Consider the following 23193-nt stretch of genomic DNA (forward strand, 5'->3'; position numbering starts at 1 on the left):
TATCATTAATTAATGATAAAAGCCTAGGTAAATTATTATAATAAAATAACTATTTAGCCTTTGGTTCAAAGGTTAATCTTAAAGTATCACCTATTATATTAAAGCTTAATACTGTAAACAGTATTAAAAGACCAGGAAATATTGCAAGTGATGGTTGGTCTAGCATATAAGATTGAGCACTTTGAAGCATACTACCCCAAGAAGAATTAGGTTGCTGAACTCCAAGACCTAAAAAGCTTAGAGAAGATTCCATAAGGATAGAGTTTGCTATATTTATAGAAGAAGCAACTATTATACTTGGGAAAACATTTGGTATTATGTGCTTAAATATTATTCTAGATGGTTTTATACCTTGAGCCTTAGCATATAATACATACTCTCTTTCTTTTATAGATAAAGTTTCACTTCGTATTATACGAGCTATTCCCATCCAACTAAATAGAGCTATAATAATAATTATGTTTTTAACACCGGGTTTAAAATATACATTCAGGGTAAGAATCAAAAAGAAACTTGGTATAGACATTAAAATATCTATAAGTCGCATTATAAGAGTATCTACAATGCCACCAGCATATCCGCTTATAGTCCCAACTATAGTTCCTATAGTGCTAGATATAATCATGGACAAAAATCCTACAAAAAGGGACAGTCTACCACCATATAAAGCTCGTGTAAAATAGTCTCTCCCCATATCATCTGTGCCAAAAAGATGCTGGAGGCTGGGACCTTGAAGTTTATTATTTACATCAATAGCATTAGGATCATAAGGGGATAAAAATGCTAATATACAAATTATAAGAAGCACTATAAGTATACCTATGGCAGCTAAAGATAATTTGCTTTTTTTGAAGTCCTTTTTTACCATTTGAAAAAAACTATCACCCATATTAATTCACCGCCTTTATTCTAGGATCTACCACCCCATATAATATATCGGCTATAAGGTTTCCCAAAATAAGCATTAAAGCTGATACCATGGTTATAGCCATTATTAGAGGATAGTCAAAGCTAAATATAGCATTTATCCCTAGTCTACCCATACCTGGCCAGCCGAAAATTGTTTCTGTAATAAATGCACCGGCAATAAGGTTAGGTAAGGACATACCTATAATAGTTATTATAGGTAAAAGAGTATTTTTTAAAATATGGATACTGAAAACTTTTCTAGAGCTGACACCTTTTCCTATAGCAGTTCTTACATAGTCTTCTTTCATTTCAGTTATTGCCTTACTTCTTATATATCTTGTTATAACTGCAAAGTTTTGAAAGCTTAAAACTGTAGCTGGCATTATGGTATGTTTAATTACATCTAAAGTAGAAATTATCCCTATGGTATGCATACCAACACTAGGTAGTAGCCTAAGCTTTTGTGAGAATATAACTATAAGTATCATGGCAAACCAAAAGGAAGGGATAGAAATACCTATGTAACTAATTATAGATATAAGATTATCTATCCACTTATTTTTATTATAAGCAGCAATTAAACCAAAAATTATTCCAAAGATTATAGCTGTTATTAATGAGGTACCCATAAGAAGTAAGGTTGCGGGTATCCTTTCTTTTATTTGACGAGATACAGGCCTATAGTTTATAAGAGAGTATCCAAAGTCACCTTTTAAAACATTTTTTAACCAAGCTACATATTGCACAGGAACAGGCTTATCAAGACCTAAATTTACTCTAACACTCTCCACATCTTCTGCACTCATATTCGGGGTAACATAGGATCTAACAGGATCCCCTGGAGCCATTTTAATAAGAAGAAAGGATAGTATGGATATAAATATTAACATTGGAATAGCTTGAAGTGTTCTTTTTAATATATAACGTGCCAATTTTTTCACCTCCGAGGTTTAAAATTTAATATAAGATATCTCAAAAAGCAGACTAGAATATTAAGTTTTTTTAAGATACCTAAAAAGAAAATTAAAGGGAAGCCACTATGGTTTCCCTCTAATATGTTTACTAAATAAAATTAATTATTTTTCATAAAGTTTAGATAAGTCTCTAAACATAAATATTGGAGCCGGCTCAGCTTCTTCTACTCCACCAAATTTATTATCAATAGCTACTATGGATTTAGGGAATACAATTGGATATAAAGACATATCATCAGCAATGGTCTTTTGAATCTCTTTATATATTTCACCTCTCTTAGTATTATCGGTTTCAACTGCACCTTTTCCCCATAGTATATCAAGAACTTTATTACTGTAATTCATAAAGTTATTAGGGTTTCCGGTTAGAAATAGGGGCTTATAGCCATCTGGGTCAACACCCATTACAAAGCCATTGAATCCTAAATCAAAGTCCTTATTATTCTTAGCATCCACGAGCTTTTGTATAAAGGCATTTCTTTCCATGCCCATAAGCTCTACACTTATTCCAACATCTTTAAGACGTTGTTGAACTATTAAAGATTGAGCTTCTTGTTCTTTACTTCCATTAGTATAAGCTAATTTTAAATTTAAGGAAGTGATTCCTGCCTTGCTTAAAAGCTCTTTAGATTTTGCTATGTTAAAGTCATACTTTTCTATACCGTTATTATCATGATATAAGGTGCCTGGAGTAAATACAGTATTAGCTTTGTCGCCATATTCTGTAGAAGTATATGCACCCTTTATTAATTCTTCTTTATCTAAGGCGTAAGCAATAGCTTGTCTTACTTCTTTTATCTTTAAGACATCGTTATTTTGATTTATAACCATGTTATTCAACATATTTTCACTAAAAGTTATTACATTAAGTTTATCTTTAAACTTGTCTACATCTTTAGCTGATATGTATTTAGCAGATATTTCACCTGTAGTTAAAGCTGAATTTGCAGTATTAGCATCAGGTATAATTCTATAAACAACAGTTTCAAGATGAGGTTTACCCCTAAAATAATCTTCATTTCTAACTAAAGTTACACTTTCTCCTTTAGTAGCTTCCTTATACTTATAAGGACCAGATCCTATAGGATTATCATTTTTTGTACTCTTAGCTATATTTTCTTCACCTTCAAATATGTGTTTAGGGATTGGTGTAAGTCTAGCTACAGAGGACTTAAAGGTTGCAGTAACTTCTGGTAACTTAAACTCTAGTGTGGTATCATCAATTTTTTTATACTCAATAGCTTTATCATTAACAACTAAATAGTCTCTAAGCAAACTATTTTCCTTTTTATCCAATATTTTATCTAGAGTAAATATTATATCATCTGAAGTTAATGGCTTTCCATCATGCCACTTAAGGTCCTTTTTAAGCTTTAATGTATATGTTAAAAAGTCACTTGAACTTTCAAAGCTTTCTGCAAGGTAAAAATCAGTCTTATCCCCATTCATTACAAATAGAGGAGAAAATAGTGCATTGTTAATTGTCATAGTAACTCTATCATTCCCATATAAAGGGTTTAGAACATTGGGGTCACCGCCAGCTTGGAATATAATAGTTCCACCATCTTTGATAGCTTTATCTGCTGTATTGTTTGGAGTGGCATCTTTTTTAGTACCGCAAGCAGTAACTAGAATCATTGAAGCTGCCATTATAGCTGCAAGTATTTTTTTTGCTTTCATGAAAAAACCTCCTAATAAATAATTTGAAATTTATTTTATATTTTCATAGAGATTATAACATCCTACATTCATAACACTCCAATAGGTAATGCAAATCATTCACAATTCATCTATCGGATAAGGAAATAGGGGGATTGTAATTTATCAAGATAAAATAAGGGTAACTTTTTATGTAACGGCATACTTAATGTATGAAGGGAGTTGATTAATATGGCAGTAACAAAAAACTTAGTTAAAAACGCTGTAGTAATGAAGTATGGAACAGGGGTTATGGACGAGAAGGGTAAAGAAGTTATAAAAAGCTATAAGTTATCTAGCATAAAAGATGGAGCTACAGAAGAGGAAGTATTAGAGCTATCAAAAGACTTTAACAAAATTCTAAACAAACCTATACACGGTTTATTTAGAGAATATCAAGAAAATATCAAAGAATCTTAGTAAAAAGTAGCCTTGATTTTAGATATTAGCTTAAGTATATCTAAAACTTAGAACTTCAATGTAGAAGAGTATGAGGGACAAGCAGTCTAAAAGAAAAATTAAAAATCTTTAAAAGAGGGGTGTAGATATGGATAATAATAAGATACTGACAATGACTTTTATAAACAAATCAGGAACTAAGGTAAATTTAAAAGTGGAATATGCAAAACAAGATTTAGCAAAGGATGATATAGTAACATTAATGGATAGCATTATAGCTAAGGGTGTAATAACATCTAAGGGAGGTCCATTAATGTTTAAAGACTCAGCTGAAATCGTAGAAAAGGGATCTTCAAAGATAGCATTAAGATAAATTAAGGTGGAAAAAGGCTGCCGAAATGGTAGCCTTTTTCCTATTTAAAAGTGTTGTTTTTTTCATATGCTTGTCTAGTTGGATTTCCTGACTTTGCATTAAAGTCTATTGGAAGATACTTTTTATCAATTATATTTTCATAATTAATATCAGAGAAATAATTGCAAAAATTAATTTCAACATAAATTAATCTGTTATTTTCTTTGTCGGCCAAAGCATAAATATAACCCTTATAACCATCAGCATAAACTGCACATATTGGATAATTAAAGCCAGTTGTACCATATATAAGATAGTCTTCAGAGGAATGTAACTTTGACAGTCTCTCTGTTTCTTTCATATAATCTTTATCATTGCATGAATATACAAGATATGATACATAGTTTGGATCAAGTGAATTATAGTAATAGTAACAAAAGTCCTCGATTTTAGCCGAAGTTGGAATACTATATGGGAATATATCATTTTTATGCTTTCCATCTTCTCCAAGATATTCACCATAACTAGAAATATTCGTAGACGTATCCTTTTCAGGGGCCATTACTCTATAACCAATATAAACTAACATGCTTATCATAAGTAAGAAAATTAAAAGTGCTTTTTTCATTTATTTCACTCCCTTTTGAATTTGATAGTTAACTCTATCTTTTAGCTTGATATGTTAGCTAATTTATTAATAAATTAAGATTAGTTTATCGTTATGACTTTCTATTGCTTAATTTCTCTATTAAAATAGCAACTAATAATAGTGCAAATGCTCCCCATAATATAACCATACTTATACATACACTATATAATACAATTATAAATACAGTCATTATGTGAAATATTGGGAATGTTATTAAAAATAATAAAACATTTAATAATAACAATATCCTTGATATATGTTTAATTTTTCTTTTTCCTTCTTCTCTAATAAGTGCACTACCTTGCAATTCATTATTTTCTTTTTGTTGATTATAATCTGATAAATGTTTTTTATAAGTTTTCAAATAATCATACATTTCTAAGTCTCCTCTTGTATAGTAGCTTTGACTCCACAGGCTTTAAGCTTATTAAAAGTATCACCCTCGTTAACTTCTTTACAGATTCCATTTAAACTACTTTATAGTGATTGCTCTTATGAAATTGTTAATAATGCATATACCGAATAAAATCAATATAAGTATCCAGTCATATCCATAAATATCTGACTTTACATAAGCATATGTAGCTGAAATTATTGCAAATATTATATACAATATTGAGAAAATAATACTTGCTTTAATAGGCATACTATCTTCATTATTATCCTCACGTCCATTTGTATCTTTAATGCCATGTATAATAGACACAATAAGTCCTAATAAAACAAATAAAATTCTACTTCATCTGAATCACTTTTACTAAAGCTATTTTTACTGTTTGTAGCATCTCTTTCTGCCCTAGTAATTAATTCTATTCTTCTATTTATTACGTCTATTTAAGAATCAACTTGTCCTAGTTGCAGCAAAACAATTAAGAAAGTGTTTTATTCATCATGCAAAGTATTATTGCTGATACCGTAGCTAAAACGATATCAATTATTAGTGACAAAGTTATTTTAGGTTAAGTATATATAGATAAATATATGTATGTCAATATTTTTCATTCTACATTTTTCGACATATAATGATTTTTTCTAAGTTATTTAGCCCTTACTTGATTCAGTAAATATAGTCATCAAAGAACAAAGGCTGTATAATAAAAGTATAGTTAAAAGATGAAAGGACAGTGTATATGGAAAGAGGTAGGGGTATTAGCAATATAGGTATATTAGCTCATGTTGATGCAGGTAAAACTACTTTAACAGAGCATATTTTATATAAAAGTGGAGTTATAAGAAGTCTTGGAAGTGTTGATACAGGCACTGCTCATACGGATAGTTTAGAGGTGGAACAAGAAAGGGGTATTTCTGTTAAGTCTTCTGAAGCAAATCTTATGTGGAAGGGTAAAGAGATAAATATAATAGATACCCCAGGTCATGTGGATTTTTCTGGAGAAGTTGAGAGGACCCTTAGTATATTAGATGCGGCAGTTATTGTTATTTCAGCAGTGGAAGGAGTTCAACCTCAGACAGAAGTTTATTTTAAGGCATTGAAGACCATCGGTATTCCTACTATTATATTTATAAATAAAATTGACAGAGTGGGAGCTAATATAAAAAGAGTTTTGGAAGACATAAGTAGTCTTTTGACGGACTCTTTTATATCAATAGAAGATATTAGTAAAGAAGGCACAGTAAGTCCAAAGGTACAACTATTATTTAAGGAAAACAATGTAGATAATGTAGAGAGTAATAAAGAAGTTAATATAAATGAGAATGCAGAAAACAAGATAAATACTAATGAAAGAGGTGAATATAAAGATAAACTATTAGAAGCATTAGCTAACACGGATGAATTATTATTAAATAAATATTTAGAAGGGGAAGATATTAGCTTTGAACTTATAAAGGAGAGTCTTATTACTTTAACTAATAACTGTAGTATTTATCCTATTTTATATGGATCTGCAATAAAAGATATTGGAGTGGTTGAACTTTTAGATTTTTTAGCTGAAATTATTCCTATTAAATATAATTTTAATGATGAAGAACTTTCTGCTATAGTATTTAAAATAAAAAGGCATAAGACTCTTGGAAAGCTCGCCTACATAAGATTATATAGTGGAGAAATAAAAAGTCGAGATTTAGTGTATAATCACACCAAGGCTATAGAAGAAAAGGTAACACAAATTAAAAAACTTAAAGGGCAAAAGGAAATAGATTACGGATATGTTTCAAAAGGAGAGATAGCTTGCGTTTCTGGTTTATCAAATGCTAGTATAGGAGATATTTTAGGTGATCCTAAAAGGGTTCCTAAAGTTTTAAGTATAGCAAAACCTATTTTAACACTTCAAGCATTTCCAAAGAAAAAGGAAGATTACATAAGGTTAGTTGAAGGCTTTAATGAACTTGAAGAAGAGGATCCGCTTCTTAATGTACAGTGGCTAAAAGAAAAAAATGAGCTTCATATTCAAATAATGGGTATGATTCAACTAGAGATTTTAGAAAATATATTAAAAAACAGATTTAATATAGAAATCTCTTTTGGAAAGCCTTCTATAATATATAAAGAAACACCACTAGGAAATTCTGTGGGATTTGAAGCTTATACAATGCCAAAACCTTGCTGGGCTGTAGTTAAGTTCTTTATAGAACCTTTAGAAAGGGGTTCTGGAATAGTTTACGAATCACAGGTTAGAACGGATGCTATAAAGCTTAGATATCAAAGAGAAATAGAGTATCAATTACCAATAGCTTTAAGCCAAGGTCTTTATGGCTGGGAGGTTACAGACCTTAAGGTAACATTGCTTACAGGTGAAGATCATGTGATGCATAGTAATCCTGGTGATTTTATTATAGCAACCACTATAGGAATAATGAATGGATTAAACAATATAGGAACTACTTTATTAGAACCTATAATTAAGTTTAGAATTTCTGTACCAGAGGATATTGGAGGAAAGGTTTTAGGAGACATTATAAATATGAGAGGAACCTTTGAACCTCCAATGATCTCTAATGGAAGCTTTACTGTACAGGGAGAAATGCCAGCAGCGACTTCTTTAGATTACCAAATAAGGCTTGGAATAATATCTAGCGGCAAAGGTGTAATGAGCACTGAACTTTCAAGCTACAAGCCTGTACCACTAGAGCTTGGGGAAAAGAGAGAACGAATAGGGGTAGACCCATTAGACCGATCTAAATTTATATTATATTCAAGAAACGCTATAAGATAATATGATATTAAATAAAAGAGAAACTGTAGTATATATACTATAGTTTCTCTTTTATTAGTTACAAAGCAGATTGTACATCTAATTACAAAGCAAATATTTTGTTGAAATTCATTTAAAGGCAAATAAAGGAACATAAAGCTTAGGTTAAATAGTTTTTGCAGAAGCTTTTATTAAATCAAGTTCCCCTTTGTTTTGTACCGCATCTAAGTATTCATTACCATTTTCAAGGTTAAACTTATAAATTTCCAGCTGGGTAGCTTTATTTTCAGGGGACATAATTACATAATCACTGCTATTCACCGAAAGATACTCTTTAACAATGTAATTTATAAGCTCCCCCCTTTCATTTTTAAAGGCATAGGACTTTTGTTTCATATAAATAATCCTCCTATATTAAATTTAGTGATTAAGTTAAGCTTTACGATTAATATTATGTGCAATAAGAGGAAAAATTATTACTAATAATTAATTAATTTATTAATTTCTTTTACACTGGGTAATAAAAGGGCATAAATTTAGGATAGATTGTTGCGGCGGAAGGGGTTACCCGATCAAGGGGAATCACTTGTAAGTGGACTTTAAAAGATTGAATATAACAACCTGAACAAGTTGGAATATAAAGAAAATGATTTAAATAAATCCTAAAATTAGATATAATGTTTTTAATAAAATATGAAACAGTAATATGGATATTAATAAAATGCATGGGTCTAGTTGCTTGACAAATGTTATGATGGTATATAGATTAAGGATTATGATCCTAAAGGAGGGCGATGAGTATGGGAGAGTGTATTATTAAAATAGAGAATTTAAGCAAGAAGTTTGGTAAAAAAATAATTTTAAATAATGTTAATATCCAATTTAAGCAAGGCGAAAGTGTGGCTATTTTAGGCAATAATGGAATGGGGAAAAGCACCTTCCTTCGTATGATATGCGGACTTACCAGCATAAGTAGTGGAAGGATAATTGTTAATAGGAATATAAAATTTAATTACATCCCAGAAAATTATTCTAAACTTAATTTAACCGTAGAAGAATATATGAAGTCCATGGGAGAATTAGATAAGATAAGCAAAGAGTTATATAGTGAAAAGATTAAAAAACTTTACAAAGAGTTTTATTTAGAAAGTATGAAGGATGTTCCTATGAAGCATTTATCTAAGGGAACCTTACAAAAAGTAGCTGTAATACAAGCATTAATTACCAAACCTGATGTACTATTATTAGACGAACCATTATCAGGACAGGATATTAATTCACAAAGGAACTTTACTCGAATTGTTAAGAGACTAATAGCAGAAGGAGTTACTGTTATTATGTCTTGCCACGAAATGATTTTAGTAGAAGAATTATCTAGTAGAATACTTCAAATTGAGAATCAAAAAATAGTTGAAGTCCAAAAGCCTAAATTAGAAAAGTGTATGTATAACTTAATGATTTTTGAGAAAAAAGAAAGAAGTAATGTTGAATTTAAATCAGAACTTAAAGATATCGGAGAATATTATGAAGAGAATGAATTATTAAAATTAAAGGTGAGAGAAAACAAGGCTAATGAGATACTTTTAAAGATGCTACAAGATGGATATGTATTAAAATACTTTAAGTAGTGAAAGGAGATATTATGTTGATAGCTTTATTTAAGTATAATTATAAGATTTATATAAAATGCAATAAATTTTTAATTCCGCTTTTGATTTTTTGTATATTTCAATTAATTTTTTATGGTACAGATTCTGTAGATTTTACATCAAGTATAATAATATGTGCTAATGTAGTATTTTTTATGATGACTTGGATAGGATTTAGTTATTGTGAAACGCAGGATTTTCTTACAGAACAAATTGTATTTCTTAAGGTAAATAATAATAAATTATATTGGGTTTCCAAAATACTTTTTATGTGGATGGTAGGAATCATAGTATCTTTAATTGCTACAACTTGGCCATTGGCCGTTAATTTATTAAATAATGGAAATGGAAGTTTATTTAATAATGGCATTACTTTAAATAATGTCTTATTAGGTTTTTTTATTTATATATTAGTAACATTTATGGGTGTAATACTAGGAATGACTTTTCAGACAAAAATTACTGGAAATAGGAATAGAGGAGTAATGCTTATGTTTTTAATTGCATTGTTATCTGCTCTTAAAGGACCTTTAATAAAAGAGTTCCCTATTGCAAAAGCAATTACATGGCTTTTACCTCCCGTATATGATGTAATTACTTCATGTATGCTACCTCAGAAATTCTCCTTAAGTGTACTTTCAATTCCTGTGATTTATAGTGTCTGTTATATTTTAATACAAATTTTTATTTATATTAAATTAATGAAAAAACTATTATTTTAGTTTTTATTATAACACTCTGATTACATATATGTTCATTTGTGATTATATATATTTACCTTAAATGATACTATTTTTAAAATATACTGAAAGGCTTCTATACTTATACAATACAAAATAAGCCACAAAAACAATAGGACTCTTTTTATATTCACATTATAATTTATATGTATTGCAATTGCTTATATAGTTCTTTGTACTAGTTATGCCTACTAAAATTATAATATAACAACATAAAAAAACTACCTTATCTACGAAAAGAGAAATAGTTTACTAAGTTTCTCCTTTGAATAAGGTAGTTTGGTAAAGTTAAGGTTATGAATAGGTAAATGATTTTATATATATTAAGCTATTAATTTTTAGATGTATAGTATTTATTTTTATGAAGCGGTGTTTTTAGATAGGTCTGGAAATATTTTTAAGATTTCATCTGTAATCTTTTTGCTTCCGTATTTAAGTACATCTGTTGTTGGAATGTGGAATTTCTTTTCACAATCCTTTATGGCCTTATCTATTTCTAGCTTGGACATATTTTCGTGGTTTATAGTAATTCCTATAACTGGCTTTTTAGCGATGTATTCTATAAGCTGGATTTCACTCTCTAATGATGGAACCTTTAGTAGTGGGAAGTCCGCACGAATTTTTCTTTTTGGTGCATATTGAACTATGAAGGCATCTGGCATAGCTCCTTTTATAATTCCGTAGCTAGATAAATAAGCTGGGTGACTTAGAGAGCTTTGTCCTTCTATTAATATAACATCAGGATCCTCATTTTCAAAGGCAGCTACTACTGCTGATTCGATTTCTCCTGCTACGTATTGAGAGTTTATAACATCTATAGGTACGCCGTATTTAGCACCTTGAAGTACTCCTGTTTGTCCTGTTGCTACAAAAACTGCATTTATATTATTACTTTTTAACTCTTGTAAAACTTCCATACAAGTGGTTCTTTTACCTATGGCACAATCAAGACCAAAGACTGCGACTACAGGCACTTCAACAGTATCAATTTTGCCTGTGAATAATTTTAATTCAGTTAATGCTTTAGGTTTTCTTATATCATAAATATCAACATTACAATTTTTTGCATATGCTGTTAGTTCGTCATTATCCTTTAGAAATACCGGAAGACCATTTATAACATCCATTCCATATTTCATAGCTTCTTTTGTGGCTTCTATAAGGTCTAGAGGTAAATATGCTTCAGTTAGTGCAAGTCCTATAATAAAACACTTAGGTTTAACATTTAAGGATTGTAGTGCTTCTTTAGTATTTTTAAATACAGGTATATTATTTTTAGCACCATCTAAATGCTCTCCAGAATCCATGCCAGCTTTTGTGCTGTCTATAATTCCTAGTATTTCATATTTTTCTGAATATCGTACAAGACCATTTGCAATTTTACCATCTGATTCTCCAAAGAGACCTTCACAATAAACTAGTGCATTAATTCTCATAATATCTACTCCTTTTTATGTAAATTTAGTAATATCAAATATATTTTTTAAATTTTTACTATCATAATTAATAATAAAAAGTGTATAAAAAAAACACTATATACTGTAGAAAACAATGTACCTAATACTGGCAAAAGAGTATAGGTCACGTAGTTCACAGTTTATGGTGATTTATGTCTTTAATCGTTATAAATTTATTTGATAAATTCTTGCCTGTAAATATATAAAAGTGTAGAAAAATCAACCTAGATTTTAATAATTGTCTTCCTCTCTTTTATATAATGTATATAGTATAGCACATAAAAGCCTTATAAAATTAAAAAACAGGAAAATTCACAGAAACTTCAAGAAATATAAATTATTAATATTATTATATATAAATAGATAAAAATATTAAACATATTATAAAAAACATATATTTAATATATGCAGTATTGCGAAACAACTTTAAATTAAGAATATTGTGATATAATTAAGTTGTTACTAAAGAATAGTTATTATTTTAGGAGGTGTGGGTTTTGATTCAAGAGTACCCATGTATAGAAGTAAATTTAGATAAGATAGCACATAACACAAGAGAAATTATTAAGGTTTGTAGAAGAGAAGACATTGAGACTGTAGTAGTTACAAAGGTATTTTGTGCTGAAAAGTCTATAGTAAAAACAATAATTGATGAAGGAATTAAAACCATAGGAGATTCTAGAATAAAAAATCTTATAAATGTTAAAGGGCTTAATTGCAAAAAAATGCTTTTAAGGATACCTATGATAAGTGAAGCTTTAAATGTGGTCAAATACTCTGATGTAAGTTTAAATTCAGAGTTAGAAGTTATGAAGTCATTATCAATAGCAGCCCAAAAGTTAGGAAAGACACATGAGGTAATACTCATGATTGACCTTGGAGATTTAAGAGAAGGAGTACTTCCAAAAGACGTTATATATACAACGAAAGAAATATTAAAACTTTCTAATATTAAATTTGCAGGTATAGGAACTAATCTTACTTGTTATGGTGGTATAATTCCAGATAAGAATAACTTAGGTAAACTTGTAGAAATAAAGGACCTTATAGAAAAGCAGTTAAAAATAGAGGTACCTATTGTTTCAGGAGGAAATTCTAGTAGCTTATATATGGTGTTAAATGATTCTATACCTAAGGGAATAAATCAACTAAGAATAGGTGAAGCAGTGGTTTTAGGTACAGAAGCTGCATTTGAAAAGGATATAAAAAACTTTTATAATCATGCTTTTATATTAAAAGGTGAGATAATAGAATTAAAGAAAAAGACTTCTCTACCTAAAGGAAGGGTAGGGGTAGATGCCTTCGGAGATACACCAAGCTTTGAAGATAAGGGAGTTATGACTAGAGCTATAATAGCTTTAGGAAAACAAGACATATGTCTAGAAGGATTATATGTAAGGGATGAAGATATTGATATTTTAGGTGCTAGTAGTGACCATTTATTATTAGATCTAACAAACTGCAAAAAAGATTATAAGGTAGGAGATATTGTAGAATTTAATATGGACTACCCCTGTTTATTAGCTACAATGACATCACCTTATGTAATGAAGTGCTTTTTGAAATAAATGGTTAAGGAAATTATAACAACTCTAATAGTCACAACATCTCTTTTTGAGATGTTGTGACTATTTTTATTGGTAGGTGATATAGTAGAGACAAGAGGGGGAGGGTAGTCCGTGAAATATAAGCATATTGGAGATCGTATTAGATATCTAAGAGAAGAACAAGGATTAAAACAAAAAGAACTAGCACATAAGTTTTATGTTGAAGAAAATACTTGGAGCCAATATGAAAACTATGTAAGAAAGCCTAGCATAGATACTATAAAAGGTATTGCAGAGTATTTTCAAGTGTCTACAGATTATTTACTAGGAATTACAGATGAAGTTTACAATAGCAAAGATAAACAAATAATTGATATATTGAAGTTGTATACAAGCCTTAATGAAGAAGAAAAATCGAATTTTATTAAATATACTAAAAAATTTAAGGGGGATTTAAAATAAATGTTTATTAATAGGGAAAGTGTTAATAATAGAAATAAATATGCGAATATGCTAAAGGCTATGGGGTCATTATCAAAACTTTCATCAGAGAGTTCTATACCTTACTTAGGTTATAGAGAAGTAGAGAATATCTTTTGTAGAGCATTTGATGCAACAAATTTATCAAGGGTAGACTGTTCGGCTGATGCAACAAAAGATGGAGTGGGAATTGGTATTAAAACATTCTTGGAGGGTAACGGAAAAACATTGCAAAAGATAGCAGAATTTAATAAAGACATGGGCTTATTTAGTGGAAAAACACCTAAAGAAATTGTTATAACAATTTCAGAGTTAAGAAATGAAAGAATAAATGCAACAAAAAGGATAAATGGATTATCAAGCATGATATATCATTGTGTTGTAAGGCAAGAAAGGAAGATAAGGGTATATGAGTGTAAAATGGACTTAATAAATATAAAGGAAATAAAAGATATTAAGTTTAGTGGAAAAAACACTATAAGATTTGAGGATAATGTAAATGAATATAGTATAAATATATCTAAAAGTACATTATATAAAAGATTTATAACAGAGAATATTCTTTTAGAAACAAACGTAGATATAATATCAGATCCATATGAGTTAATTATAAATCTACTTGCAGGAGGGAGTGAAAGCTTGAGTTTTGATCCAATAATTAGTGAAAAAGAGCACATATATTTACCGCTATATTCAGATAGAGGAGGAAGACATGTTCCAAAGAAAAGTGGATTAAATCAATGGAATGCGGGAGGAAGAACAAGGGGATTTAATGAGGTTTATATACCAATACCTTCATGGATACACAGGGTATTTGATGGATTCTTTCCAAAAAGAGATGTACCATTTAATTTAGTGTTGCCAGATGGTAATGTATTAAATGCCAAGGTATGTCAAGATGGGGGAAAAGCTTTAATGACTAACCCTAATAAAGCACTAGGAAAGTGGATACTTAGACAGGTAATGGAATTAGATGAAGGAGATTTACTTACATATGACAGGTTAGAAGAGTTAGGTCTTGATTCAGTAGTGATTTATAAAGAAGATGAAGAAACTTATTCAATTAACTTTACAGAAGTGGGATCCTTTGATAGGTTTTACGAAGATTTATAGATTTCATTATTAAAGATTAGAGGATAAAAGGCTACTGTAATTTTAAAAAACTAAGTTGCGTGCAACAAGCTGCTTTTTATTATAAACTGTGATATACTAAACAAGATTTTAGATCAATAACGCAAAGAAGGTGTTAATAAATGAATAATCAATATAACGTAGGGAGTATGTTTGCAGGAATTGGTGGTATTTGCATAGGGTTTAAGCTTGCTGGTGCAAAAATTATTTGGGCTAATGAAATGGATAAATACGCATGTATTACATATAGAGAAAATTTTGGAGACGGATATTTGGTAGAAGGAGATATTCATTCAATAGATGTAAAAGAGATACCAGATATAGATATATTGACATCTGGATTTCCTTGTCAAGCTTTTTCAATAGCAGGATATAGAAGAGGTTTTAATGATGAAAGAGGGAATTTATTTTTTGAAACTTTAAGAGTTATTCAAGGTAAAAGACCTAGAGCATTTATTATAGAGAATGTAAAAAACCTAGTAGGGCATGATGGTGGCAAAACATTTAGAATAATCAAAGAAGCTTTGATTCAAGAGGGGTATAATATCAAATATCAGATATTAAATTCTATGGAATTCGGAAATGTACCACAGAATAGGGAGCGTATTTATATTGTCGGGTTTTTAAATGAAGAAGAATGTGATGAATTTCATTTTCCAAAACCAATAAGGTTAACCAATAAAGTAAGTGATATTTTAGATAACAAAGTAAAAGTGGATGAAAAATATTATTACACATCTTCATCTAAATATTATGATGAGCTTAATGAAACAATAATTAAGGAAGATACTATTTACCAGTTAAGAAGGGTTTACATTAGAGAAAATAAAAGTAATGTTTGCCCAACCTTAACAGCTAATATGGGAACAGGCGGACATAATGTTCCATTGGTAAAAGATAAATATGGAATCAGAAAATTAACGCCAAAAGAATGTTTGGCATTTCAAGGATTTCCTAAAGAGTATAAGATACCTAGTAATTTGAGTAATGGACAGTTATACAAACAAATAGGAAACTCAGTTTCAGTACCGGTAGTAAACAGAATTGCAAAAGAGATGATATCAGCAATGAATAAAAGTAATAAAAATAATAATTACAGAGAAGCCTAAGTATAAATTTATACTTAGGCTTTTTAAAAAAGGTTAAGTAAGAAATTAATCTATAATTAGAATGGTATTTCTAGAAAATCAATTGAGTGGAGTTATAACACATTTTAATTGGGATATGCATAGAAAGATACCATTAACAATAATTGAACCCATGTTAGCAGTAATGTTTTTAAAGAGGAATAAAGATTTTATTAAATTACCAAAAAGAAGATTATTAAATATTTTATCTAAAGTTTGCAGATGCTAAAGGTAAATATATTTATGGAAAGGATTTATTTTTACATCATTCTAAGGTCAAAGATCAATCTAACAGCAAAAATATTCATGAAGGTCAAGAAGTTACTTTTGATGTAGTGGAAGGTGAAAAAGGACCACAGGCTATAAATGTAGAGATAGTAGTAAGATAAGGAAGGTCCTTGGCTTTAGGTGAAGTTTTGAACTTAAGCTGAAAATAAGAATTATATAGTGCAACAGGTTTAAAAGGACGAGCACAGATTCATATTATATGGTTATGTGCTTTTTTTTGTATTTAGGAAAAATATAATTTAGTTTAGTTTAATGATAAAAATTGATATAATAGCATTAGAACTTATCTAAAGGAAACAAATTCTTTAAAGTTAAATGAAGAGGTGAATTATGACTAATGATGAAATATATAAACGTCTAATGGTAATGGCTACTGTTAAGGCTGGAAAGAGTTTTATTAAAACTTGTGATATAAGTAAAGGTGACCTAAGCAAGCTTTGCAAAAAACATGATATATTTATTGTAGACAAAGCTACTAAAGAGGATATGATTGACAGATTCGTAGCAGAAACATTGGGTGTTAAGCTTAGAAAAAAGGCAATAAATAAATATAATACTAAGTAGAAGCAAGGGAGCTACTCCGAGCCTAAGAGGATAGAAGAATCCCGCATAGGAGCGTTAAAGGTTTCTAGAATATATGTATAAATATTAATAAGCCATGATAAGATTTAAGATTTTATCATGGCTTATTATTTTATCTTATTTCACTTTTTATGAGAAGGTGAAATAAATTAAAAAACAGTTGATTATTCTATAACTATATCTTCAAACCTTACCATTCCGAGTGGGTTAAGTCTTGCACCTAATACACCAGGATTAGTAGCTATAGCTATTTGTGGATGATATAAGAATATCCATGGGCTATCATTAATAATCTGATTTTGAATATCCTCATATACCTTAGTTTTTTTAATTGGGTTTATTATTTCTTTAGCCTTTCTCATCATTTCTAATACATCTTCATTTTCATATCTTGTGAAGTTTGTATAATTACTTGCGTTAAAGTTAGGCAAAAGAAAGTTATCAGGGTCTCCAGTATCAGCTATCCACCTACTTATGAATATATCAGAGTTTGGTATAGAATCAAAGTATTTATCATTTGGAACTGCTGTTACTATGCACTCAATTCCAACTTTTTTTAGGTCTTCAATGAGGTATTTAGCTATTTTATTAAAGACAGTATCACTGCTACCTTCTCTTATAATCAATTTAAGCCTGGTTTTTGATGAAAGTCCCTTTTTAGATATTAGGCTTTTTACCATTTCAGGATTGTAATTGAAAGAAGGTAAGTATTTATTGTCTATTATATTAGGAGGTATCGGGCCCTTTGATTCTGTGGCCAAGCCACCTAAAACTTCAGTTATAATTTTTTTTCTATCTATTGCATGATTTAGAGCTTTTCTGATTTCACTATCTTGCACAAGAGGAGAAGTACTTTTTAAATTAAAGCCAGCATAATAAGTACACATAACATCCTTCAATTTAATAGAAGAAGACTCCGAGGTATTTAGGATTTCCATTGTTGTTTTACTATCTATTGTAATAAAATTATAATCTTTACTTAGAAATTTCCGAGATGCATTTAAAGGATTGAATTCTATTTCAATCCTATCTGAATAGGGTGCACCACCAAAATAATCTTTAAAAGCGGTTAGGGTACAAGAATCATCTTTTATCTCATCTAAAATAAAGGGTCCACAACCTACAATTTTACCTTTTTCTATTTCTTCCTTTGCTATAATAGAACAAGAGTATTGTCCAAGGTTTAATAAAAAGCCTGTGTAGGGAATTGAAAGCTTTAAAGAAAGCCTATATTTATCTAGTATCTTTATGCCAGTGACCTCTTTAGCCCTTCGATTTAAATATGCCTTGGAACCTTCTATACTTTCAAGAAACCAAGTATTTGGAGATTTTAGTGCTGGGCTTAAGATTCTTTCATAGGAGTATTTAACATCAGAGGAAGTAACTTCTCTACCATTATGAAATTTTGCGCCCTTTCTTAAATTAAAAACCCAAGTTAGATGATCTTCTTCCACATACCAACTTTTAGCAAGGCCGGGACAAATTTCGCCTGAAGAGCCAAAGGTTAGTAGAGAAGCGTGAGCATTTACAATTACTTGTCCACTTTCTTGATCCATAGCAAGAGCTGGATCAAATCCAAGAGGAGCACTGTTAAGACAAGTTCTTAAGGTAGAAACCTCCTTAGCATTTGAAGCAACTTCTTGAAGTAACTTATCTGATATGTATTTTAAATCCTCTGAAACCTCTGATAAAATAGTAAGAGAGGTTTTAGTATATTGAGTATTTAAAGCAGCTGATTCTACAACAGATAATAACTTTTCTGAAATATAACTCATGTTTTCTGCAGAACTTATAACGTTTTCTAAGTTTTCAGTCTGACTTTCTAGAGCAAGGTTTATTTCTCCTGTTACATCTGTGCTAGTTTGTACTGCTTTTATAATGTTTTGAAAAACTACCATAGTATTGTTAGCTATTTCAGTACCCTCTTTTACCTTTAGACTTGTTTTATCCATAGCCTCAATTGTATGGGATATGCTAGCATTTATTTCATTTATAGTTTTTGAAATAAACCCAGCGGATTCAACGCTTCTTTCAGCAAGCTTTTTAACCTCTGTTGCAACTACAGTGAACCCTCTACCAGAATCTCCTGCTCTTGCAGCTTCAATAGATGCATTTAAAGAAAGTAAGTTTGTATGATTAGCTATGTCTTTAATTACATCTAACATATCATTAATATGTGCAGACTTTGAATTAAGATCCATAACGACTGTTTTAGCATTCTCTACAGAAGATTCTATTTCACTCATGGCATCAATAGAATCACCTACAGCCTTACTTCCTTCCTTTGCAATGTCCATAGTTTGATTTGCTATTTGCTTTGAATTATCTGTACTAGCTAAAACCTCCTCTGCCAAAGCAGAATAATTAGTGATTTCATTGACTAACTTATCAATAGAACTCATTTGTACTTCTACATATTTATTAATATCCGTTGTAATTTCAATTAAATTTTCTGTAGCAAAACCGGTTTCATCAATCTTATTACTTAGTTTATTTACAATACATTTTTGATTGTGCTTTAAAACTGCAATTTTGTTTTGAGATGATATGTTTTGGATTTTGTAATTGAGTTTAGTGTTCTCCATAGTAACGTCAGGAACCATGGTCTTTTTAGTTTTAAAATTAAACATTAAAAGCCTCCTAAATGTAAAGTCATGATTAGAATATATACATATATACATTATTAGCCAAACCGATGAAAACGTCAACAGTAATATGATGTTTATACAAAGATAAACCATATCTATTTGCAATATCATGTATCAAGATTAAAGAGTAAATTAAAATTTAGGTAGAGTAGTTTTAAATCAATAAAAAGTTGAATAGGCTTGCTAGTATTAAATTATATGTAATACAATGTAATAAAGATAAATAAAGAGGAGGATTTTAAGTGGAAGCAGATTTAAATAAACTAAAAGTTATAAAAAGAAGAAGAAAATCTATAGTAAGATCAAACACCCCAAACTTTAACAGCGTATATGCTAAAATACTTTATCTAGAACTAGAAAAAAGGAAGCCTTCTACGGACTTTGAAATTTCTTTAGAAGAACTTAAACATATATTGATGGTACCAAACCTTGCATATGTATATTCCCATTTAAGACTTAGAGTATTAGATAGTATAATGAAAGAATTTAATGAAGTAAATTCACCTATTGAATTCAGCTATGAAATTGTAAGGGAAAATGAAAAAGACATAGTTAAGTTTAAAATTAAATATATTTGATAAATAAAGGGGAGTTTAAAATGAATAGGTGTCCATGGTGTAAAGATAATGAGATTTATATTAAATATCACGATGAAGAGTGGAGTGTACCTGTACATGATGATATAAAACATTTTGAATTCCTAGTGTTAGAATCAGCCAAGGCAGGTCTAAGCTGGATCACTGTGCTTAAAAAGAGAGAAGAATATAGGCGAGTTTATGATGATTTTGAACCTATAAAAGTATCACAATATGATGAAAAAAAGGTGAATGAATTAGTTCAAAATCCAGGGATAATAAGAAATAAAAAGAAGATAGAAGCATCCATAAACTATGCATATCTTCAGGCTATAGGGGTTATTAATGATCATATAACTAGTTGCTTTAGACATACGCAAATACTATAACAAAAACAAAGGAGCACCAAAAAATAATTGGTGCTCCTTTAAATATATTTTTATTAAAAGAGATACTATATCTCTTTTTCTATCTTTGTTCCTAAGTACTTCCATGCAAGGGATAGAGTTATAACCTCGATAGGAAGCATAATTAATGATTTAAGTATTCTAGTTTGAGTTATTAATATAAAGGCTTTGTCAAATAATATAGAAAGCCAAAGGGTATTTAAGAATATATGCACAATTATGGTTATAAGCAAAGATGAAACTATAAATCTTGTTATAGTTTTAGGCTTTTTATAAAGAACTAACCCATAAATTAGTCCTACTATAAATGCACTTAAAGTAAATCCTGGAAAGAAGGGTCCTTTAGGAACCAAGATTGCACCAATAAGATCCTCTATTCCTGCCATAACTCCCCCATATACTGGACCAAAGAGCATAGCACTTAAGGCTATGGGTAAAAACGCAAAACTTATCTTTATTGTAGGGAAAAGTTGTATAGATAAAAATCTAGATAGTACAAAGGTTATAGCTATAAATAAGGCCATGGTAACAATCTTTTTTGCTTTTGTCATTTTTGTCATTTTAATCACTGCTACTTAAAATATGGACAAATATATCCATATCAAGGTTTTTACTTTTAAGATTACACTTGCATCTTAAAAGTCATAAAATCCCGACTAGCCATCGGTACACATAACATTGGTTTTTATTATTAAATTTTGTACCTTATAGACTTAGTTAAATATATTTTGTCTAGTAGCGTACTCCTTTTTTATTTATTTTAATTTAAGCTTTCATATTTTCTTGAAAGGCTTAGGTAAATAGAAACTATTACCTGGTTATATAATATTTTAAATAGGTTGTCTAAAAGAATATTATTTTATTACTAATATACAACTATTTAAATTAAATAGAAAGTAATAGTTTATTCCTTACTATACTATTATATCAAATACACGGGAAATTTACAGAAAGTTCGCAAATAAAACTTATAAAAATATTAAAGTTTAAATGATAATTAGATAAATTTTTTCCCTTTTAATTCAGAGTCTTTTAAAGGTATTTGTAAGATTTAATGTTTGGGCATTGGAAAGTTCAATGGGATTGAGGTTAAATAAACTATGAAAAGATTTGAACTATTAAGTTTGGATGATATTATGATCTAAAGGTTTGATTTAAACAATATATGTTAATATATGTAAGCGTGTGTCGAAATATGTCGATATGTGTATGTATTTACAGTAAGTAGAACTATGTGTATAATAAAGAAGTATTATATAAGTTATTATAGGGGGAATATAATGAACTTTTTAAAATTATTTATAAAACAAATAAAATCGCATCCAATTTTAGTATCTTTCTTTATTTTTGGATATTCCATATCTATCTTAATGTTATCAGTTAGTACAAGCAATATGGTTACGATGAAAAATCTTATACTAGAGCAAAGTAATGGAATAAGTAAGAATAGTGTAAATATAGGTATACAGTATTCTAAAGATATAAATTTTGATGATATGAGTACATTTTTTAAAGATATATCTCCTAATAGTAAAGTGCGATTTGAAAATATAGCAACTTATTTTGAGACAGAAAGTGACAAAGAACAATACCCAATTATAAGTGAATATTTTATTAATCAGCCAGAATGGAAGGTTCCTATTATTAAAGGACGATATTACACTTCAAAGGAAATATTACAAAGTAATAAAGTTGCACTTATAGGTAAGGATTTAAAAAGATGTATACATGTAGAAAATGGTGTAGAGAAAATTACAATGGGTGGAGAAACTTTTGATTTAATCGGTATAGTTGGTGACGAGAATCGAGACACAGCATGGGATTCTACTATATTTATGCCTATAACGGCAATACCTAATACTAGTAAGGTAGATTATTTTAATTTTCAAAGGCAAAAAGTAGTTTTAACTAGTGGAGAAAATAGGCAATTTGAAGATTTAGAAAATATAAAAAGTAATATAATATTAGAAGATGAAAATGCAACTGTTTATGTTACTGAAGTTGAAGGAGATACAAATATATTTTTAAATCTAGTTAGCATGAACTCTGAGTTCATAATGATAGCTGTAGTAGTAATAATTCTTTCAATAGCAAATATGATGAATTTAACATCATTTTGGATTAGGGATAGAAAAGGTGAGATAGCTATCAGAAAAGCTTTTGGTATAAGCAATTTTAATATTTCAATGTTGTTATTTAGTGAGCTGCTTTCTATAACACTTGTAACAGCGGTATCGTGTATAGTTAGCCAGTACATTTTAAGCTTTCTAGTTAAGAATATCTTTGGATATTATATTATAATTTATAAAGAGAATTATGCAATTGCCATATTAGTATCATTAGGAGTTGCAAGTATCACATCTATTATACCAATATTAAAAGCACTTAAGATTCAACCTATAGAAGCACTTAGGGATTAGAAAGGAAGA

The 23193-nt window shown here is 29.4% G+C and carries 24 protein-coding genes; 14 read left to right on the forward strand and 10 right to left on the reverse strand.

Features of this window, described 5'->3' with window-relative positions; genetic code table 11:
- Positions 1-49: 49 nt before the first annotated feature.
- The 3 genes from DY168_RS00930 to DY168_RS00940 form a co-directional block, all read right to left on the reverse strand.
- Complete coding sequence (locus DY168_RS00930; protein WP_115640062.1) at positions 50-889, reverse strand: ABC transporter permease; 840 nt, start codon at positions 887-889, stop codon at positions 50-52.
- A 1-nt stretch (position 890) separates the two neighbouring features.
- Positions 891-1841 carry an ABC transporter permease gene (locus DY168_RS00935; RefSeq protein ID WP_115640063.1) on the reverse strand — a complete coding sequence of 317 codons (951 nt, stop codon included), beginning with the start codon at positions 1839-1841 and terminating at the stop codon, positions 891-893.
- A gap of 144 nt (positions 1842-1985) precedes the next feature.
- Entirely contained in the window at positions 1986-3563 is a 1578-nt protein-coding gene (locus tag DY168_RS00940; RefSeq protein WP_115640064.1) for an ABC transporter substrate-binding protein, read from the reverse strand.
- A gap of 210 nt (positions 3564-3773) precedes the next feature.
- On the opposite strand from DY168_RS00940, the gene DY168_RS00945 reads away from it, so the two are divergent.
- Both DY168_RS00945 and DY168_RS00950 read left to right on the forward strand, forming a co-directional pair.
- Complete coding sequence (locus DY168_RS00945) at positions 3774-4001, forward strand: DUF1659 domain-containing protein (RefSeq protein WP_115640065.1); 228 nt, start codon at positions 3774-3776, stop codon at positions 3999-4001.
- Between the two features lie 127 nt (positions 4002-4128).
- Positions 4129-4353: a DUF2922 domain-containing protein gene (locus DY168_RS00950; protein ID WP_115640066.1), complete on the forward strand. Its 225-nt coding sequence runs from the start codon at positions 4129-4131 to the stop codon at positions 4351-4353.
- 40 nt (positions 4354-4393) lie between these two features.
- Here the strand turns inward: DY168_RS00950 and DY168_RS00955 are convergent, their stop codons facing one another.
- The 3 genes from DY168_RS00955 to DY168_RS00965 all read right to left on the reverse strand — a co-directional run bounded on the left by DY168_RS00955 (position 4394) and on the right by DY168_RS00965 (position 5687).
- Complete coding sequence (locus DY168_RS00955; RefSeq protein WP_115640067.1) at positions 4394-4960, reverse strand: hypothetical protein; 567 nt, start codon at positions 4958-4960, stop codon at positions 4394-4396.
- A gap of 91 nt (positions 4961-5051) precedes the next feature.
- The gene (locus DY168_RS00960; protein ID WP_115640068.1) at positions 5052-5357 is read right to left on the reverse strand and encodes a hypothetical protein; all 306 of its coding nucleotides are present in this window, start codon (positions 5355-5357) and stop codon (positions 5052-5054) included.
- A 96-nt stretch (positions 5358-5453) separates the two neighbouring features.
- Positions 5454-5687 (reverse strand): hypothetical protein, encoded by a 234-nt coding sequence (locus DY168_RS00965; protein WP_115640069.1) that lies wholly within the window; start codon positions 5685-5687, stop codon positions 5454-5456.
- A gap of 424 nt (positions 5688-6111) precedes the next feature.
- Here DY168_RS00965 and DY168_RS00970 point away from each other — a divergent pair, with 424 nt between their 5' ends.
- Entirely contained in the window at positions 6112-8154 is a 2043-nt protein-coding gene (locus DY168_RS00970) for a GTP-binding protein (RefSeq protein ID WP_115642364.1), read from the forward strand.
- Between the two features lie 144 nt (positions 8155-8298).
- Here DY168_RS00970 and DY168_RS00975 read toward each other — a convergent pair whose 3' ends face one another.
- A complete protein-coding gene (locus DY168_RS00975; RefSeq protein WP_115640070.1) occupies positions 8299-8529 on the reverse strand; it encodes a hypothetical protein in 231 nt (76 codons plus the stop codon).
- A gap of 404 nt (positions 8530-8933) precedes the next feature.
- Between DY168_RS00975 and DY168_RS00980 the strand changes: the two genes are divergently transcribed.
- Positions 8934-9761 carry an ABC transporter ATP-binding protein gene (locus tag DY168_RS00980; RefSeq protein WP_172556220.1) on the forward strand — a complete coding sequence of 276 codons (828 nt, stop codon included), beginning with the start codon at positions 8934-8936 and terminating at the stop codon, positions 9759-9761.
- Positions 9762-9775: 14 nt separating this feature from the next.
- The gene (locus tag DY168_RS00985) at positions 9776-10504 is read left to right on the forward strand and encodes a hypothetical protein (RefSeq protein WP_147291403.1); all 729 of its coding nucleotides are present in this window, start codon (positions 9776-9778) and stop codon (positions 10502-10504) included.
- Between the two features lie 377 nt (positions 10505-10881).
- Here the strand turns inward: DY168_RS00985 and DY168_RS00990 are convergent, their stop codons facing one another.
- A complete protein-coding gene (locus DY168_RS00990) occupies positions 10882-11958 on the reverse strand; it encodes an N-acetyltransferase DgcN family protein (protein WP_115640073.1) in 1077 nt (358 codons plus the stop codon).
- A gap of 518 nt (positions 11959-12476) precedes the next feature.
- On the opposite strand from DY168_RS00990, the gene orr reads away from it, so the two are divergent.
- The 6 genes from orr (at position 12477) to DY168_RS01020 (ending at position 17116) form a co-directional block, all read left to right on the forward strand.
- Positions 12477-13547, forward strand: coding sequence for an ornithine racemase Orr (gene orr / locus DY168_RS00995; RefSeq protein ID WP_115640074.1), 1071 nt, complete (start codon positions 12477-12479; stop codon positions 13545-13547).
- A gap of 111 nt (positions 13548-13658) precedes the next feature.
- On the forward strand, positions 13659-13988 hold the full coding sequence (locus DY168_RS01000; RefSeq protein ID WP_115640075.1) for a helix-turn-helix domain-containing protein: 330 nt from the start codon (positions 13659-13661) through the stop codon (positions 13986-13988).
- Positions 13989-15119: a phospholipase D-like domain-containing protein gene (locus tag DY168_RS01005; RefSeq protein ID WP_115640076.1), complete on the forward strand. Its 1131-nt coding sequence runs from the start codon at positions 13989-13991 to the stop codon at positions 15117-15119.
- Between the two features lie 140 nt (positions 15120-15259).
- On the forward strand, positions 15260-16246 hold the full coding sequence (locus tag DY168_RS01010) for a DNA cytosine methyltransferase (RefSeq protein WP_115640077.1): 987 nt from the start codon (positions 15260-15262) through the stop codon (positions 16244-16246).
- Between the two features lie 257 nt (positions 16247-16503).
- Complete coding sequence (locus DY168_RS15150; protein WP_278286364.1) at positions 16504-16653, forward strand: cold-shock protein; 150 nt, start codon at positions 16504-16506, stop codon at positions 16651-16653.
- 229 nt (positions 16654-16882) lie between these two features.
- Positions 16883-17116 carry a hypothetical protein gene (locus DY168_RS01020; RefSeq protein ID WP_115640078.1) on the forward strand — a complete coding sequence of 78 codons (234 nt, stop codon included), beginning with the start codon at positions 16883-16885 and terminating at the stop codon, positions 17114-17116.
- Positions 17117-17298: 182 nt separating this feature from the next.
- On the opposite strand, the gene DY168_RS01025 is transcribed toward DY168_RS01020, so the two are convergent.
- Positions 17299-19764, reverse strand: a complete 2466-nt coding sequence (locus DY168_RS01025; protein WP_115640079.1) for an ABC transporter substrate-binding protein — start codon at positions 19762-19764, stop codon at positions 17299-17301.
- A 260-nt stretch (positions 19765-20024) separates the two neighbouring features.
- Here DY168_RS01025 and DY168_RS01030 point away from each other — a divergent pair, with 260 nt between their 5' ends.
- Positions 20025-20360 carry a replication initiation protein gene (locus DY168_RS01030; protein WP_115640080.1) on the forward strand — a complete coding sequence of 112 codons (336 nt, stop codon included), beginning with the start codon at positions 20025-20027 and terminating at the stop codon, positions 20358-20360.
- Positions 20361-20380: 20 nt separating this feature from the next.
- A complete protein-coding gene (locus DY168_RS01035; RefSeq protein WP_115640081.1) occupies positions 20381-20746 on the forward strand; it encodes a DNA-3-methyladenine glycosylase I in 366 nt (121 codons plus the stop codon).
- Positions 20747-20811: 65 nt separating this feature from the next.
- Here the strand turns inward: DY168_RS01035 and DY168_RS01040 are convergent, their stop codons facing one another.
- Entirely contained in the window at positions 20812-21324 is a 513-nt protein-coding gene (locus DY168_RS01040; protein ID WP_207658368.1) for a folate family ECF transporter S component, read from the reverse strand.
- Positions 21325-22044: 720 nt separating this feature from the next.
- On the opposite strand from DY168_RS01040, the gene DY168_RS01045 reads away from it, so the two are divergent.
- On the forward strand, positions 22045-23184 hold the full coding sequence (locus DY168_RS01045; protein WP_172556221.1) for an ABC transporter permease: 1140 nt from the start codon (positions 22045-22047) through the stop codon (positions 23182-23184).
- Positions 23185-23193 lie beyond the last annotated feature (9 nt).

The sequence above is a fragment of the Clostridium putrefaciens genome (assembly GCF_900461105.1).
In the GTDB taxonomy this organism is placed as follows: Bacteria; Bacillota; Clostridia; order Clostridiales; family Clostridiaceae; genus Clostridium_L; species Clostridium_L putrefaciens.